At 47.2% G+C, this 16311-nt stretch carries 15 protein-coding genes and 2 pseudogenes; 4 read left to right on the forward strand and 13 right to left on the reverse strand.

What is annotated here, in order from left to right:
• Positions 1-36: 36 nt before the first annotated feature.
• The gene (locus L2744_RS03365; RefSeq protein ID WP_248990676.1) at positions 37-321 is read right to left on the reverse strand and encodes a hypothetical protein; all 285 of its coding nucleotides are present in this window, start codon (positions 319-321) and stop codon (positions 37-39) included.
• Between the two features lie 76 nt (positions 322-397).
• Positions 398-979, reverse strand: coding sequence for a recombinase family protein (locus L2744_RS03370; protein ID WP_039187469.1), 582 nt, complete (start codon positions 977-979; stop codon positions 398-400).
• Positions 980-1137: 158 nt separating this feature from the next.
• Between L2744_RS03370 and L2744_RS03375 the strand changes: the two are divergent.
• From L2744_RS03375 to L2744_RS03385, 3 genes and pseudogenes are all read left to right on the forward strand, one after another.
• Positions 1138-2994: pseudogene (locus tag L2744_RS03375) on the forward strand (Tn3 family transposase); the annotation flags it as partial.
• 84 nt (positions 2995-3078) lie between these two features.
• Positions 3079-4692, forward strand: a complete 1614-nt coding sequence (locus L2744_RS03380) for an IS1634-like element ISAs25 family transposase (protein WP_010674210.1) — start codon at positions 3079-3081, stop codon at positions 4690-4692.
• A 21-nt stretch (positions 4693-4713) separates the two neighbouring features.
• Positions 4714-5874, forward strand: a pseudogene (locus tag L2744_RS03385) (Tn3 family transposase); the annotation flags it as partial.
• 14 nt (positions 5875-5888) lie between these two features.
• On the opposite strand, the gene L2744_RS03390 reads toward L2744_RS03385, so the two are convergent.
• The 9 genes from L2744_RS03390 to L2744_RS03425 form a co-directional block, all read right to left on the reverse strand.
• Entirely contained in the window at positions 5889-6221 is a 333-nt protein-coding gene (locus L2744_RS03390) for a DEAD/DEAH box helicase family protein (protein WP_376711926.1), read from the reverse strand.
• Positions 6222-6507: 286 nt separating this feature from the next.
• A complete protein-coding gene (locus L2744_RS03395) occupies positions 6508-7548 on the reverse strand; it encodes a DNA-binding protein (protein ID WP_011872842.1) in 1041 nt (346 codons plus the stop codon).
• A 160-nt stretch (positions 7549-7708) separates the two neighbouring features.
• Positions 7709-8584 (reverse strand): DNA replication terminus site-binding protein, encoded by an 876-nt coding sequence (locus tag L2744_RS03400; protein ID WP_011872889.1) that lies wholly within the window; start codon positions 8582-8584, stop codon positions 7709-7711.
• Between the two features lie 315 nt (positions 8585-8899).
• Positions 8900-9391: a hypothetical protein gene (locus L2744_RS03405; protein WP_011872894.1), complete on the reverse strand. Its 492-nt coding sequence runs from the start codon at positions 9389-9391 to the stop codon at positions 8900-8902.
• A complete protein-coding gene (locus tag L2744_RS03410) occupies positions 9388-9999 on the reverse strand; it encodes a 3'-5' exonuclease (protein WP_376711927.1) in 612 nt (203 codons plus the stop codon). The genes L2744_RS03405 and L2744_RS03410 overlap by 4 nt, the downstream gene beginning before the upstream one ends.
• Positions 9992-10144, reverse strand: a complete 153-nt coding sequence (locus L2744_RS21690) for a hypothetical protein (protein WP_376711928.1) — start codon at positions 10142-10144, stop codon at positions 9992-9994. Before L2744_RS21690 ends, L2744_RS03410 begins: the two co-directional genes overlap by 8 nt.
• Positions 10141-13221 carry a Tn3 family transposase gene (locus L2744_RS03415; RefSeq protein ID WP_172690068.1) on the reverse strand — a complete coding sequence of 1027 codons (3081 nt, stop codon included), beginning with the start codon at positions 13219-13221 and terminating at the stop codon, positions 10141-10143. Before L2744_RS03415 ends, L2744_RS21690 begins: the two co-directional genes overlap by 4 nt.
• A gap of 23 nt (positions 13222-13244) precedes the next feature.
• A complete protein-coding gene (locus L2744_RS03420; protein ID WP_011918375.1) occupies positions 13245-13556 on the reverse strand; it encodes a type II toxin-antitoxin system RelE/ParE family toxin in 312 nt (103 codons plus the stop codon).
• Positions 13556-13816: a type II toxin-antitoxin system Phd/YefM family antitoxin gene (locus L2744_RS03425; RefSeq protein ID WP_011787805.1), complete on the reverse strand. Its 261-nt coding sequence runs from the start codon at positions 13814-13816 to the stop codon at positions 13556-13558. The genes L2744_RS03420 and L2744_RS03425 overlap by 1 nt, the downstream gene beginning before the upstream one ends.
• A 169-nt stretch (positions 13817-13985) precedes the next feature.
• On the opposite strand from L2744_RS03425, the gene L2744_RS03430 reads away from it, so the two are divergent.
• On the forward strand, positions 13986-14564 hold the full coding sequence (locus L2744_RS03430; RefSeq protein WP_248990677.1) for a recombinase family protein: 579 nt from the start codon (positions 13986-13988) through the stop codon (positions 14562-14564).
• A 110-nt stretch (positions 14565-14674) separates the two neighbouring features.
• On the opposite strand, the gene L2744_RS03435 is transcribed toward L2744_RS03430, so the two are convergent.
• Entirely contained in the window at positions 14675-15505 is an 831-nt protein-coding gene (locus L2744_RS03435; protein WP_248990678.1) for a patatin-like phospholipase family protein, read from the reverse strand.
• 2 nt (positions 15506-15507) lie between these two features.
• Positions 15508-16164 (reverse strand): hypothetical protein, encoded by a 657-nt coding sequence (locus L2744_RS03440; protein ID WP_248990679.1) that lies wholly within the window; start codon positions 16162-16164, stop codon positions 15508-15510.
• Positions 16165-16311 lie beyond the last annotated feature (147 nt).

Genomic DNA, 16311 nt, shown 5'->3' on the forward strand with positions numbered 1-16311 from the left:
ATGGTCGATGCGGCTAATATCGCAAAAAGTGGGGAGTTATTCAGAGGCTCCTTTAATCCATCCCATACCTTGAGGTTTGGTGCCGGTCGCTGACTCTTGGATAGCCGAACTAAGGCCGGCGCCAATAAGTATATTTAAGTGTTCAGACTGAAAAAGTGCAGTTAACCAAGGTTCTACTCTTGAACGCAAAAAGTCAGGAGTGATTTTATCTTCTGGTTTTGCCCATGCGCAGTGTCCAACGACTTTAAATGCACCAACTTCGCTGTGTGGGTCCAACTGAACCGGAGACTGGTCATCGCCAAGCTTTAAATATTGACTCAATTTGAATACATCCTTTTTTCGAGTTTAAATATTGCTAAATAGAAGCCGTTCAGGTTTTTAAGAATGCTCATCTTTCTTATTTATTATTGGAAAGATTAATATTGTTAGTAACCGTTTTTCTTTTCAGCCTAAAATACGTCGCCCGTGATATACCCGTTTTTTCCATTACCTCTTTTACTTGTACGTCCTTATTGATCAATTCATTAGCTAATTCAGCCTTTCTATGAGGTTTTCTTCCGAATTTGACGCCCTTAATCATAGCTGCCTGCCGTCCATCGTTAGTTCGTTCCAAGATCCTTTCACGTTCCGCTTCGGCAACAGCAGCTAGTATCTGGATGACCATTTTTCCCATAGTGCCTTCAGTACTAAGGCCGTTCTCAAGAAAGCGAATAGCGATGCCTTTTTTATAGCAAGTATCCACGATGCGAATCATATCTGCGGTATTACGTCCAAGACGATCCATTTTTGTACAGAGAATAATGTCATCTTTCTCCGCTCTGGCAAGGAGTCGCTGTAGCCCTTCGCGCTCATCAGTTGCTCCCGACATCATGTCAGTAAACACTCGATCATCCCTCACTCCCGCTGTGTTGAGCTCAGTAACCTGGCTCGTCAGTTTCTGATGGCTGGTTGATACTCTTGCATACCCTAATAATGCCATTTTGGTCTCATAAATCGATATTGATACTGCGTAGTATCATAAGGCATAAATCACGATTTTTGATACTCATGTTTAGGGCAGTTTTCATTGGTCTCAAAATTTATAATATCTGATACCGCCAAAATAATACGGATCAATAAATAATGAAAGGATGCGTGATGGCTGCTGATTTTCTGACCGACAAACAGACACAGAACTACGGGCGTTATGCCGCAGAGCCAAACGAGATCCAACTGGCACGGTATTTTCATCTTGATGAGCGAGACCTTACTTTCATCAACCTACGTAGGGGCAGGCATAACCGGTTGGGGATTGCCCTTCAACTCACAACCGCCCGCTTTCTGGGAACCTTCTTGCCCGATCTCATGCAAATACCGCCCGGTGTCCAGTTTTATGTCGCAAGGCAACTTAACATCCGCTATCCAGAGATCATCTCCCGCTATGCTCAAAGGGAAAATACACGTTGGGAGCACCACGGGCTTATCAGGCAGCACTACAGCTATCATGATTTCGGTGATTTCCCGTGGTCGTTCAGACTGAAGCGATTGCTGTATACTCGTGCATGGCTCAGTAATGAACGCCCCGGACTGATGTTCGATTTTGCCACCGCGTGGTTGCTTCAAAATAAAGTGTTGTTGCCAGCCGCATCCACCCTTACGAGGGTCATTGGTGAAATCCGTGAGCGTGCGACCCGCCGCTTATGGCGAAAATTGGCCGCGCTGCCAAACCGTTGGCAGGCCGCACAACTGGCTGGGTTACTTGAAATCCCCGAAGGACAGCGACTCTCAGTGATGGAGCACCTAAAAAGAGGCCCTGTCACTATCAGCGGCCCCGCATTCACTGAAGCACTTGAACGTTACACTCGCCTGCGCAGCCTGGAATTTTCCTGCCTGAATTTCACTGGGCTGCCTGCCATACAGCTCCGCAACCTGGCACGCTATGCCGGAATGGCATCGGTGAAATATATCAGCAGAATGCCAGAAGAACGGCGGCTGGCTATCCTTACCGCGTTCGTGAAAGCGCAAGAAATCTCGGCGCTGGACGAGGCCGTTGACGTGCTGGATATGCTGATCCTCAATATTACCAGGGAGGCGAAGAAAACCGGGCAGAAAAAGCGACTTAGGACGCTCAAGGATCTTGACCGTGCGGCGTTGTTGCTGGCGCGGGCATGTGCACTTTTACTTGATGAAGATACTGGTGATGATTTGCTGCGAAAGACCATATTCAGCAGTGTACCTGTCGCCAGACTGGCAGAGTCAGTGGAAAAAGTGAATGAACTGGCCCGCCCCCAGGATACAAACTTTCAGGATGAAATGGTGGAGCAGTACGGACGGGTAAGGCGTTTTTTGCCCGCACTACTGCGCGATCTGCACTTCCGGGCGGCCCCAGACGGTGAACATACCCTCGCGGCCATCCATTACCTGGCAGAGCTAAACGGCTCGAAAAAACGGATCCTGGACGATGCACCTGAGCATATCATTTCAGGCCCTTGGAAACGCCTGGTGTACGATGCTGAAGGTCGGATACAGCGAGCGGGTTACTCGTTGTGTCTGCTGGAGCGACTTCAGGATGCGCTACGCCGTCGTGACATCTGGTTGGAAAACAGCGATCGTTGGGGTGATCCGCGCCAAAAACTTCTTCAGGGGGAGGAATGGCAGGCGCAGCGGGTTCCAGTGTGCCGGGCATTGGGTCACCCCACCAATGGCAGTAAAGCATCGGTGCAATTGGCAGCACGGTTGGATGAAACCTGGAAAACGGTGGCATCACGTTTTGACCGCAATACCGCCGTAGACATCTGCAATGAAGGTAAACATCCTTCGCTGACCATCAGCAGCCTGGATAAATTGGATGAGCCACCGGCGCTGATACGACTGAGCAGCCGAGTCAGACAATTGCTCCCACCCGTTGACCTGACAGAACTGTTGCTTGAGATTGACGCCAGAACGGGTTTCACCCGTGAATTCAGCCATGTCAGCGAGTCAGGTGCCCGCGCGCAGGATCTGCATATAACCGTCATTCCGCACCTGATTTTGCTATTTTCAGTGCTTGACGGCGATCGGCCGTTCTGATCTATTACTCTCTTTTGCAGGTAGATCATCATGGCCGCACCCGCTATCTCGATCCGTAACCTCGATCACCTTGGTTTGGTCGCCGCACTCTGCCAGGAACTGGGCATTGCCCGCATGATCGATGCCTTGCTCCCCAAAACCCCGCCTTTCAAGGTCTCACATGGTGAAGCCTTGGTCGCCATGATAGTGAACGGCCTCGGCTTTCACAGCAGCACCCTGCACATGTTCCCGCAATTCTTCGCTAACAAGCCGGTTGAGCGCCTGATTGGCCCCGGGATCTGTGCTGATGACCTCAATGATGATGTGCTCGGTCGCTGTCTCGATGCCCTCTTTGAGGCCGATGTCAGCGCCTTGTATCAGGTGATGGCGGCGCAAGTTGTCGAGCGGCTGGGGCTCAAAAGCACCGCAGTGCACCTCGATATTACCAGCTTCCACGTCGATGGCGCCTATGACTGTGCCGATGGGGATCTGGTCGGTAAGCTGCAACTGGTGCGTGGTTATAGTCGTGATCACCGGCCAGAGCTGAATCAAGTGATCCTTGAGCTCATCTGTGAAAATCAGGCCGGCCTACCTGTCTATATGCAGGCCCTGAGCGGCAATAGTAATGACACCAAAGCCTTTGCCCAGACCGTTCGTCGCCATTTGAGCAGTCTCAAGGCCGCGCAGGAGTGCCGTTATCTGGTCGGCGATGCCGCACTGTACTGCGCCGATACCTTGCAATTACTGGCGCAACAGCAGCAACTATTTGTGACCCGGGTGCCCGTCACTCTCAATGAGGCAAAGCAGGCCGTGGCAACCATAGGTGCACAACCGCTGACCGCTCTGGGCAATGGCTATCATGGCCGTTGGCAACACGCGAATTATGCCGGGGTCGCGCAACGTTGGTTGCTGGTGCGCAGCGAACAAGCCAGCCACCGCGAGCAGCAGACATTGGCCAAAAACCTGCTCAAAGACAGTACCCGCGAGCTCAAAGCCTTCGCCAAATTGTGTGCCCGACGCTTTGCTTGTGAGGCGGATGCCCAAGCTGAGTTGAGCTGTTTTACCGCCAGCTTGATGCTGCTGCAACTGGATGCCGAAGTGGTAGGTGAACCCGTTTATACAGGACGTGGCAGACCCAAGCGTGGCGAAGAGCCAATTGGCCATCAGTTTCAAATCACTGGGTTGGCGGCAACTAGCCTGGCTTGCGTTGAAGAGGCCCGCAACCAGACCGGGGTGTTCATCCTGGCGACCAATGACCACAGCGATACGCTGACCATGGCCGAACTTTTGGCCACCTATAAAGCGCAGCAGAATGTCGAACGGGGCTTTCGTTTTCTCAAGAGCCCGGAGTTTTTAACCTCCTCACTGTACCTGAAAAAGCCGGAGCGGATTGAAGCGTTGCTCATGGTGATGACCTGTAGCCTGATGATTTACGCAGCGTTGGAGCACCGGATCCGGCAGGGATTAGTGGAGCAGAATCGCAGTGTGGCGGATATGAAAAAGAAACCGACCCAGCAGCCGACGGCCCGTTGGATCTTTTTGCGCTTTGGTGGCATCCATGAATATCGACTGGGAGAAGCTCCGCCACAAGTAACGGAGCTAACAGGAGACCAGCAGATCATTTTGGAGGTATTGGGTGAGCGCTATCGGCAAATTTATTCCTAAATCAGGTGCGGAATGTCGGATATAAGCCTGTGTGCGGTGATGCTGGCTGAGGCCTGCAATATCGGACATGAGCCGCTGATCAAGCACAATATCCCTGCACTGACCCGCCATCGCCTGAGCTGGGTGAAACAGAACTACATCCGAGCAGAAACGCTGGTCAGCGCCAATGCGCGGCTGGTTGATTTTCAGTCCTCGTTAGCGTTGGCAGGATACTGGGGTGGCGGTGAGGTGGCCTCCGCTGATGGTATGCGTTTTGTCACACCAGTGAAAACGGTGAATTCTGGCCCCAACAGAAAATACTTTGGTTCAGGGCGTGGCATTACCTGGTACAACTTTGTCTCTGACCAATATTCGGGTTTTCATGGCATAGTGATCCCTGGAACGCTGCGGGATTCCATTTTTGTGCTGGAGGGACTACTTGAGCAACAAACGGGACTAAACCCGGTTGAAATCATGACGGACACAGCAGGTACCAGTGACATTATCTTTGGCTTGTTCTGGCTACTGGGATACCAATTTTCACCTCGTCTGGCGGATGCTGGTGAGGCGGTGTTCTGGCGGGCTGACAAAGCAGCGAATTACGGGGCGTTGGACGAACTGGCTCGGGGTTGTGTTGACCTTTCTAAAATCGAAAGCCACTGGGATGAGATGATGCGGGTTGCAGGTTCGCTGAAGCTGGGCACAATTCATGCGTCAGAACTCATTCGATCGCTATTGAGAAGTACCCGACCGTCAGGGCTTGCTCAGGCAATAATGGAGGTCGGAAGAGTTAACAAGACACTGTATCTTCTCAACTATATTGATGATGAGGACTATCGCCGCAGGATCCTAACACAGCTTAACCGGGGCGAAGGTCGCCATGCCGTGGCAAGAGCCATTTGCTACGGTCAGCGTGGTGAGATCAGAAAACGTTACCGCGAGGGGCAGGAAGATCAGTTGGGTGCGCTGGGTCTGGTGACAAACGCAGTGGTGCTGTGGAATACGCTTTATATGCAGGAAGCCTTGTCGCACCTGCGTAGCACTGGGGAAGGGCCAGAAGATGAACATATCGCGCGGCTTTCGCCTCTGATGCATGGTCATATCAACATGCTGGGACATTATACGTTCACACTACCGGAGGATATTATGAAGGGGGAATTGAGGCCGTTAAATCTCAATTTAAACAATGAATTACCTCCTTAGCGTGGTTTTTTACATCATTGGCCCTCAAACCCCGTATTCACCGCTTGGGCAATATCGGTGAGCCTTAGGTTGCCGGAGAGTTTGTGCTGGTAGCCCCGTCCTATAGTTGCGTAGGCAAGCTGGTGGGACGTTTTGCAGTCTACGTTTGCAGGAAACTTTTCTCTTGCCTCATCGCGGATAGCCCGGTTGTATGCCAAGTAGAGGATACGTGAATCGAGGTTGTTGTGGGCGTACTTCACCAGTGTCGTGGTTTTACCCGTTCCAGCGTAGGCCTTAACGACAAGGCGAGGCCCTTTGTACTGAGTGATCAGTGATTGTTCTGGTGTGTCAGGAGGAAGTTGTTTCATGATGCCCCCTACGACAAACACATCTGGAGAGTGATGCGCTTCTTTTGTGTCGAGAGGAACGTGCTGATCCGCTTTTCTTCTCGGGGGAGGGATACTTCACAATCCAGATCTGTCCACCAGTCTGGGGCTTTACCTTGAGCCACCTCCGTAACCCAACTATGGAGACGGTGTAACCAGCGATAGTCGCCAATAGATGAGGCGGCTAGTGTCATAGCCTCCTCAATCTTGGTTTGAAGAGCCGCAGCTCTGTGTCGCCACTCTTCTGAATATTTAGCCTTTCGCGCCATCAGTTTTCCTCTTTCTTTTTCCCTCCCTTACCAGCTTTAACGAGCTCTTGCTCCAACCCAGAAATTTTGGTCAGTGCATCATTGAGTCTTTGTTCGAGGCTCTTGGCCTGCTGGTCTTTTTCCTGCAACTGACCAGCCATCATGCCTTTGTCTTGAACAAGAGCGCGAGCTTCTGCTTCGGCGCTGGATAATTTGGCGTCCAGCTTTTCTACCTCTCCAGATAGGCGCTGGCACTCTCGTTCAGCGGATTCGCCATGAGCTTTGGCTGTGGCAAGGGAGTCCTGTGATTGGGCCAGTTTGGCCTGTACATTTTCGAGCTGCTCTTTCAACGATGTATTTTGTTCCTGAGCGGCTCGGAGCTTTTCTGTCTGCTCTATACTCTTGCCTTTTTGCACTTCCAACTCACCCTCTGTAGTTGCCAATTTTTGGCTCAAAGAGCGATTTTCGCTTTCAGCTTGCTCCAGGTGATCCTGTGCTCGGGTCAGATCTGCGGCTTTCGCCTCCAGCTTGCCTTCCAACTCAACGATCCGCTTTTCCAACTTATCAATGTCAGCCAGTGAGCGTTCTAGCTCCGCAGACTTGAGGGATAGCGAGTTTTCTGCCTTACCAAGGGCCGCATCGAGCTCTGTTTTTTTGTTGGTGAGAGCTTCAAGTTGTTCTTCCAGTAGTTCAGCCCGTTCGGTGGCATCATTTGCCATGTCCACGGCTTGCTGCATATCTTCCTGGTACTCAAGCTCTTTCTGTCGTAGCAGTTCACGCTCGCGCTCAAGCTGCTCATCGGCGCTTGCTTTGGCTACCGTATAGATCTTCTGTAGGAAGAGCTCAGCATCACTCATAACCGATTCTGGAAGGACTACCTCTACCGGCTCCTCATCGAGGGAGTGTTCCTCTGACCACTGTTTGAGATACGTTGAAATGGTGGTAAAGCTCCCCTTGCCAATGATGTCTCTGATAGCGATGACCGTTGGGCGTTTACCGGCGTCCTTGAGCTTCTGGGCCGCAGCCGCTACATCGTCAAACTCAACCAATTTTCTTGCCATGAGAACGTTCCTTTTAATTTGTAATGTTTATGATAATTACGGTAATACGGTAATACGGTAATTATCATAATTATATATCATGCTGCTGTCGATTGGAATTGTTTGGGTGGTACAAAGCCCTTCCGCCTGCGGAAGAGCCTTGTTACGTGGTCACGCTGGTTCATCCAGGGAAGGATTCGATGGTGACTCCACCGAAGGTGCCAAGGATTTCCGATGCCGCTTTATCAGATCGGGTTTTGCGTTGTTCTGAGGCGTCAAAGCTACGAAGCAATTTGAGCTGAACCTCCTTGTCCTGGAGCACGATCAGAGGCATTGGCGCGGTAACGGTTTTGAGTACCCCTGCGGCCATGACGTTTGCCACCGGCTGAACCTTTACTTCCCTTCGTTCCCGGAGATAAGGCTCCGGGGTGCTGGCGATCTTCTGGATAAGCTGCTCCAGGGGAAGTTGATAGTCTGGCCCAGATCGCTCCAGCTCCTCTCTGATGCGTTGCAAAAGCTCCTCTTTTACGGGCTTCTTCAAGGAGTCCTTCCGTTGCCAGGTGAAGCGGATAGAGTCGATGTCGCCATTGGTATAGCACCGAATTTGTCTGTAAAGGTGGAGAGTCATGACGCCAGGGCAGTCCGCTCGAAGTGCTTCAAACCTTTCTTGCCTGGTGGGGTACGTCGAGATAATGAACTCCTCGATACCAGCTTTGGCCGCGTTGATGCGTTCAACCGTCGCCGCAATTTCGTCAGCTACACCAATCCTGGAAGGGGAGAACCAGAGTACCCCCACGGTGCGCCTGGCAGACTTCTGCGAATAGTCTGGGTTGATGTGAAGATCTCTGTAGCTGTGCGCTGCCAGTTCAAGAGCTTCACGGCCAGTTTGTTCAGTTACGACAATCTTGTTGACGGGCTCGTTCTCCATTCCTTTTCTGGTAGGAGGGATGGCCGCAACTTTTGCGTACCGTGGCGGTAGTCGTTTGATAAGGGAGGACAGGTTCGTTAAGTCGCGGCACATGGCCGAGAATTGTTCTGATATGAAGTTTTTAGCCATGTTGCCGCCTATGTGTGGGTTTGTTCTAACAGATCATTGGTTACATAGTAGACAGCTTTAGACCATCATGCAACGAGGGGGAGGGCAAGAATACGCCTCCGCTTCGCGTCGGCGGGTGTCCTGTTTGACCTTCGTGTGTGAGATTAGATTGAGAAAGAGAGAGAAAAAGAGAGAAAGAAGAAAAGCGCGGGGCAAGCCAGAAATGTGGCCGAGGGGGACTGCGGGGGTGGGGCTGGCACCCTCTATACCCCACTTTGCATGATGGTCTAAGTTTGTGGTGTTGGGACTATTTCTAGGGTGCCTTGGTATGTGCGATTAGGACAGATTGCGGTCCATCCACGCTGATTGACGCAGCAGCGCGATGGCATCAGAAGGGGTAACTTTCCATGCGTTGGAGAGCTGGCGAACTGCGAAGACTGCGAGCTCCATACGGTCGTCATCATTGATGAAATTCTGGAGCTGGTTTCCTCGCTCGCTCAGGATGATCGCAACACCGGCCTTGCCGTTGTTGTAAACCGCAAAGCTCTTATTCTTCGAGTCCCCGTGATAGGAACCCTCAGCCTTGCTACGCAAGCCAAAGAGAACGCTGCAAAACGCCGTCAGTTCGCCACGAGTGAGCTGCACCGTGATCTTGCTTTTCCAGTCTGGGCTGGACCCCGAAGCCCTGATCGGCGCAATCTCGATGCTGACCGTAGGATACTCACCTCTGGTTAGCGTGTGTTGCACATTCAGGCCGGTGCGTTTCGCGGGGTCCTTCTGCCAGTCTGAGAAAAATTTGATGCTATCGCCGTAGGATTGTTCTGTCATTCCAAATTACCTTTGCTTTGAAGCTCCTGGAGCTGGACCACGAGGTCACGTTGGACTTTGGCTATCTCTGTCACCAGGTCGGCGGTGGCAATAGCGTCGGTCGCTGCTGAATGGGCTCGACCTTTCCAGCTCACACCAGCCTCGCAGGTGGCATCAGCAAGTGAGATTGTGCCGTGCCGGTTGGTTGAGCCAAAGGCATCAGCCGCCAGCTTCATCGCGCATAGACAGTTCTGCTCTTGCCACCAAGAGAGTTGGTCTCCAAATGCACTGGCTGTTTGCCTCAACATCCTGCTGTCGAAACTGGAGTTAAATATCACCAGATGACGGCCCGACAAAAGCCGGGCGAGAGCTGGCGCAACTTGATTCCACGTAGGCTCATTCGACAGCTCTGCCTCGTTGATACCATGAACACCCATTGCCTGAGGGTCAATTTCCACGGTTGGCCGCAATCTGGTGCAGAGGAGAACAGCGCCTCTGATGTCTGTAACAGCCAGCTCGATCACCTGGTCTCTTTCACCAAGTCCGGTCGTCTCGGTATCGAGTACCAGAGGTTCCAGAGCGACCCACCTTTGTGCCAAGACAGAGGCCTTTGCTAGATTGCTACGCATTCTTGCCTTGACCGAAAGGATGGATTGCGCCCGTATTTGCTTTTGTGATGCCGGTGAACAGCCCCTTCTCCGCATTGGTTGGCAATCTGGCTAAATTTGCCCAACGCGCCAAAAATGTAAAGTTAGCTTTAAATTCTAAAATCACTCACTTGAATTCTCGTTCTCAATCAGCGCTTGCTTCCAATATTCTGGTTCAGCATATCGAGCAACCAATGCATCGATATCTATTTTTGAGGTTGATGGACTAAACTCAAAATTGCCATACATATTGATGTGCTGCCATGCAACGGGCGAAATACTGTGAAGCTGAGCCAGTGCATTTTGATCTCCTACTGTTTGCTTCTGTTCATAGACACGAGATAGCAGCGCTGTGTTGTAGTAAATGACCGCGTTGGTGATGAGCCGAGAGCATTCATTCCATATTTGCTGCTCCTCTTCTGTTTTTACTCTGAATTTTCCACCGTTAACAAATGCAACTGCTCGTCTAAGACGATGATAGGCTTCGCCACGATTTAATGCTTTTTGTACACATTGACGTAAGCCAACATCGTCGACAAAGTCGAGAATGTATAGCGTTCGGCATATGTTTTCCAACTCCCATAATGCTTTCTTGGTCTGATTCTGACGCGAATAGCTCGAGAGTTTGCGAACAATCGTGGCTTGAGTAACATCTTTTTGAGCTAGCGATGCCATGATCCGTTGAATATTGGGCCATTCACGTTCAATCAATTCATCGTTGGTTTTTCGGGCAGGCTTTATTAGCCAGTCACCACACTCATTGGGATGTTGTGAGCCGACTAACGTATCCATTTTCTTATGCAAATCACGATAACGAGGTGCAAAATGATATCCAAATGCATGCAAAATCCAAAAATTAACCTGATTGGTGCCATGGGTGTCAGTGGAATGCCGTTCTGGCTTTATATCAGAGGTATTGTTATGCAATAAATCGAAAACGTAATGGCTTTCATGTTCGTGAGTCCCAATAATCTTTGCATTTATAGGAACATGATTTGCAACCAACGTGTAGGCGCTGACACCTTTCTGTAAACCAAAATACTTGGGAGAATATCGAGCGTTAAGGGTGTTAATTTGCGTTTCTATCCGCTGACCATCGCTACTTGAATGAAGTGTGTCCTGAATATCATAGAGATGAAATGCGGGTAGCTGGCTGGTCGCATTACTAATCGCATCATTAGCCGCTCGTAATGTCTCCAAGCGTAGATAATTTCTTGATGTCCCCGCCATTGATGCTGAGCTAAGGCCTGAAACCTCAGCCATTTTTGCTAACCCCATGTTTGTTCCCATCGCAACAATACAGGCGAAAATTTCACGGGGATCAGCTTCATGCTTTACATAACGATCTAATACATGGGTAAATGCATTTAAAAATCCAGTATTACCCGCAACAAACCACAGTAGATCCGCAATACCAATTCCTGGTAACTGGCTGTAAAAATCGCTATTAACGGATTCATCACTGCTCGGATAAAGCAGCTTCCAACGACGCTTTTCGGCAGCCCCAATTACTTTAATATGTTTGTTGACCCCATCAGAAATATGTTGGTTAATCGCACTATAACGTGCTGCTAGCATAGTATGAAATACAGCCAGAGTATCTTGGATAGGGGCCAATAAAATGGGTGCACCAATATCTTGCAATACTCGTTCTTTATCCTGCCATCTAAGATCGCTTATTAAGTCATCTTCAAAGCGGCGAAATTCATTACTATGTTTAACGTACACATCACCCGCTTCCAGTGAGTTGCGTAGTAGGCGATAGACCAAAAACTCATAGCGATCTACATCAAGCGTTTTAAATGTTTTGCCCTCTTTACTAAACAAATATCGGCGTAAACCTTTAGGAATAATCTCAGTCGGAAATGAATTAGGGTCAGTTTGCCTTGGTGATTTTTCTGTGCGCAATAAGTTTTGTAAAAACGCGATAGCTTCAAGCAAAGGAGAGTCTTCTACACGTCCGGCAAAATCCAGATCAGTAAAAAGTTGCCTTAAGTTACGTTTGAATGTGGCGGATAATTTTGTGTAATGTGACCATTCAAATGCCGTTTTGTCGAAAGCAATATTGCGTAAGTAATCAGCAACTAATGGGAATCTCTCTTGTTCAAGCAATGCATAGGCTTTTTCTTTAATAATGGAAAAAGGTGTGTCATCGGTGATGGTGTCATCCGTAAACAGGCTCAATACATGACCCGCAGCCTGTAAATTTTTCGCTGCATTGGTAACCGCATTATTCATTGCTTCTTCAGCGGCACGCTTGGCCTGTTTCTCGTATTGATCGACCCAATGGAGCAATGCTTCAATTAAGTTGTCATTAATTTGCTGAAACCGATGAAAAGCAAAAAACAGCAGATATAACTGAGCAGTCTCTTTTTTCATGCGTTGAAGTTTATAAGTGGTATAAAACTTAACCATAGAAGCATAATACTTGCCGCTTTCATTGGAGATCCCCGCTGTTATGAGGAACTGCTTGGCAAACTCATGTAGAGGCTGGAAAAACTGCCGCCGTGCGACTTCATGTCGCAATTCTTTATAACTGAAATCTTTAGCTTCATGTTTTAATGCGCTGACGCGAAATACTCCTGACTCAGCCCGAAGCAAAGCCGCTAATTGCTGATCGATAAGTGAAGTCATGCAAGTGCTAAGTAATCGAGCAATACGGGTGCGTTCATAAGCCACCACTCTACCAATCATCTCTTGCATATACCGATAACTGGGCATGACAATACGGTGTAATGCTAAGTATTGGGTTAATTCACGAAAGATAAAGATAGGTTGTGTCGATAACATCGCAACCCGCTGTGCTTTATCTTCCAAATCAACTTTTACCTCATTATCACATTGTTTATACTGGAATAAATCAAGAATTGCTCGTTGTTGTTCAGCCCTAATCGGTCTTGAGGGACTTTTCAGTCTTGAAAGCGTTTTGGTGGGAAAGTACAGCGCGGCAATGTAATCCAAGTCATTTAGTACTGACGATTCTTGTTCATAACTGAAAAACTGCCGTTTGGCTTTGAAATAGCCCAGTTGCAATACTAAATGGGCTGCCACAGAAAACGTTCGGGTATTGTCGAATAGCTCGCGCTCTTTAGCACTTAAGTCAAAATATAATCGACGATCATCATCTGAGAAATGAGGTAATCCAAACAGTTCATCTATTTCATCAGTTGACAAAATAGATAGCCGCCGAACATCATTTTTCATGGTGCCCTCCCTATTTCACTACATCAAATAATTTCCCGCTCCGCGAGATGTGCAAGTGGAACCATACTTTTATGTAAGATCCCAAATACAACGAATTGATGCTCATGTTGGATGTAATAGATGACATGACTTGAATAAGGGAAGCTAAACACATTCATGCGTACCTCGGGTCTATTTTTCCCAAGGGTGGGTGTTTCAGCCAGCAGTTGAATCGTTTGTCTAAGTCCTGATAAATAGGTCTTCGACTGAGTCGTTCCCCATTGGGCTAACGTAAAGCGGTGAATACCTATCAGATCAGATTGTGCATCGGGCGTTAAATGATAAGTTACCGGCATTAGTCATACTGCCCTGCGGCCAGCTCATCAAAAAAGGTATTACCATCAACCAAATTGCCCATTTTGATGTCAGTTATGGCTTTCACCGCTTTGGATTGAAGCAAATGTAATTTTAGTGTCTCGATACTTTGGTATGCATCAGCTGAAATAACAACGGCCACAGGCTTGCCATTTTTATTAATTTGGATTGGAGCTTGTTGAGCTTTGAGCAACAAATCTCCAAAGTGAATTTTTGCTTCATTGGCTGAAAGAGTGTTCATTTATCACCTTTAAACGAATCGTTCGATTCGCTCAATTTACACCAGTTGGGCGATAAAAGTCAAAAATGCACCTTATCAAAAAGTATACTATTTGATAGCTCTGGTTATTACCTATCAAAACTACTATCATAAGTGCATTATCAAAACCTTTAAAGAGATATGGTAATTTATGTCCAAAGTTGGTTATGCTCGAGTGAGTTCCACGGGTCAAAGCTTAGAAGTGCAACTCAGAAAATTACATAGAGCTGAGTGCAATAAGATATATCAAGAAAAACGCAGTGGGAGGACGGCTGAACGGTCTGAATTTCAATCTTGCATGAGTTATTTACGTGAAGGGGATACCCTAGTGGTAACCCGACTCGATCGTCTTGCTCGCTCAGTCGTCCACTTAGCCCAGATTGCTTCGCGTTTTCAAAGAGAAGGCATTGATTTGCTCGTTATCGATCAGAATATTGATACGAGCACTTCGACTGGGAGACTCATGTTCAATATGTTGGCTGCTATTGCTGAGTTTGAAAATGACTTGCGGACAGAGAGACAAGCTGAAGGTATTGTAAAAGCACATGAAAATGGCGTTAAATTTGGTAGACCTGTAAAACTGACAGACACCTTAAAACAAGCGATTTATGATAAAAGAGCTGAGGGGGCCACTATTGGTCAGCTTGCAAAGGAGTATCACCTTGGAGAAGCTACTATTTATCGGGCAATTAATTCAGTTAAACAATCAATTGTTTCCCCTACTCGATAGATGTTGAAGCGTTACAAGGTGATGGAAAGACAAAACGTGATTGATACTGACATTATATGTATTGACGTTTCAAATTAGCCTTACTGTATTAACGCAACATCAAAGTATGATTAATTTCCCTTATCTAAAAAGCGCATTCCTGCTTTTAAACCTTGCCGATATCCGAGGTCAAGTTTTTCTTGTGATCGGGTAAATCGACCTACAGGGAAAGACTTAGGTGGGTATATTACGCGAATTTTGCAGCCAATAGGTGGAGAATCAATAAAAGCCAATGTACGATTATAATGTATATGACGATTAAGCATTGCTTGATACAGTGCAGGGTATCTTTTAGCGAGAGATGTTAGCCAGCGTAACGTATGTGCTGATTTTTTTCGATATCCATATGGCCTTGATAACACGACTGTTATGTCTCTTGCTCCTTGCCTATAAGCAAATTCAACCGGAATTGAATCAGCAATTCCACCATCTGTCATTGGTATATTGTCTACAATAGGGTAGTCACGATAGGCCAGTGGAATGGCACAAGAAGCAATAATAGCCGCATGGTTGAGATTTTGGTCAATCATCTTATAGTAGTGAGCTTTACCTGATATTACACTCGTTGTGACCACCCAAAGAGGAATGAAAAGGTGGTTATTCAGCGGTTCACTATGATAAGACTCACGCCATAACCATTCCACATCACATAAGTGTCCACCTTTGAAAAAACGCGTTAAGTTGATGAAGTTATCGCTGGTAGCATAATGTTTAATTATTTTCTCACTCCGACCTAATCGCTTATTTAAATATCCCACTAAATTCGTTGAACCTGCTGAAACACCAACACTGAAATCAAAATCGTAGTAATTGTAAGCGATTAAAGTATCAAGTACTCCTGCCGCAAAAATGCCACGCATGGCTCCACCTTCGACAACTAATGCTTTTATTTTATCTCCCATTTTCAATGTCCTCCCACACAATAACTGAGATTTTCATGAAACGATTCAATGAATACGTAAGCAAATATACCATGTGCGAGTCTTATTTGAGACCGTTGTTGTTCTAAAACGATATTAAATCCATAGTTCTGAAGAAGATAGAGCAATATAGACTCACCTTTTGTACCACTGTCACCAATATAATAGGTTAATATTATTTCTTTCCTTTTAAATAGTAAATTGTGCATTTGGTCTTTATGAATGCCAACAAAACCTAACGATAAAACATTTGGAGATTCTGATGCACTAAATTCAATCTCATCTTCATGCTCAGTTTTAATTACAAATTGGTAACGTACCAAGTCTAAAAGAAAACCATTCAAACGCTCAAATGGTGTTTGACCGTGCAATTTTGAGTTGTGATGATAAATGTCTCGATAACGATTCAGCCTTTGATTCCAACGGACTTCAAACCCATTTTTATCAGGTGAAAATGCATTATAAAAATGCTTTAACCCTGATAGAGATATTTTTCTTTCACGCCTTAACCTTTTGAATTCCTTAATTATAAAGTCGCTGAATTTATTATTACTTCTGTTTGGGAAAGTAATTTTATTAAGAAATCGCTTAAGCTCTATATTTAACATATAGTGGTAAAGCTCTATATCCTGTTCGTTCATCGATACCCTTTAATAAAATAAAAGCTATTAAATATCTAATGAAGATAAGTGAAATGGTAAAATTCAAGTGCACGCATACCAGCATCACTTATTTCACTAATAATCGAAATAAGTTAATACTCAGAGGTTCTGAGCTGATATGGCGGT

The organism is Shewanella profunda, assembly GCF_023283765.1.
Classification (GTDB): domain Bacteria; phylum Pseudomonadota; class Gammaproteobacteria; order Enterobacterales; family Shewanellaceae; genus Shewanella; species Shewanella profunda.

Excerpts from the sequence above, each read along its gene's own strand:
- L2744_RS03380 (WP_010674210.1), top strand. The coding sequence starts at position 3,079 with ATGGCCGCACCCGCTATCTCGATCCGTAACCTCGATCACCTTGGTTTG.
- L2744_RS03405 (WP_011872894.1), bottom strand. The coding sequence starts at position 9,391 with ATGACAGAACAATCCTACGGCGATAGCATCAAATTTTTCTCAGACTGG.
- L2744_RS03425 (WP_011787805.1), bottom strand. The coding sequence starts at position 13,816 with ATGAACACTCTTTCAGCCAATGAAGCAAAAATTCACTTTGGAGATTTG.
- L2744_RS03435 (WP_248990678.1), bottom strand. The coding sequence starts at position 15,505 with ATGGGAGATAAAATAAAAGCATTAGTTGTCGAAGGTGGAGCCATGCGT.
- L2744_RS03415 (WP_172690068.1), bottom strand. The coding sequence starts at position 13,221 with ATGAAAAATGATGTTCGGCGGCTATCTATTTTGTCAACTGATGAAATA.
- L2744_RS03395 (WP_011872842.1), bottom strand. The coding sequence starts at position 7,548 with ATGGCAAGAAAATTGGTTGAGTTTGACGATGTAGCGGCTGCGGCCCAG.
- L2744_RS03370 (WP_039187469.1), bottom strand. The coding sequence starts at position 979 with ATGGCATTATTAGGGTATGCAAGAGTATCAACCAGCCATCAGAAACTG.
- L2744_RS03420 (WP_011918375.1), bottom strand. The coding sequence starts at position 13,556 with ATGCCGGTAACTTATCATTTAACGCCCGATGCACAATCTGATCTGATA.
- L2744_RS03400 (WP_011872889.1), bottom strand. The coding sequence starts at position 8,584 with ATGGCTAAAAACTTCATATCAGAACAATTCTCGGCCATGTGCCGCGAC.
- L2744_RS03390 (WP_376711926.1), bottom strand. The coding sequence starts at position 6,221 with ATGAAACAACTTCCTCCTGACACACCAGAACAATCACTGATCACTCAG.
- L2744_RS03440 (WP_248990679.1), bottom strand. The coding sequence starts at position 16,164 with ATGAACGAACAGGATATAGAGCTTTACCACTATATGTTAAATATAGAG.
- L2744_RS03430 (WP_248990677.1), top strand. The coding sequence starts at position 13,986 with ATGTCCAAAGTTGGTTATGCTCGAGTGAGTTCCACGGGTCAAAGCTTA.
- L2744_RS03410 (WP_376711927.1), bottom strand. The coding sequence starts at position 9,999 with ATGCGTAGCAATCTAGCAAAGGCCTCTGTCTTGGCACAAAGGTGGGTC.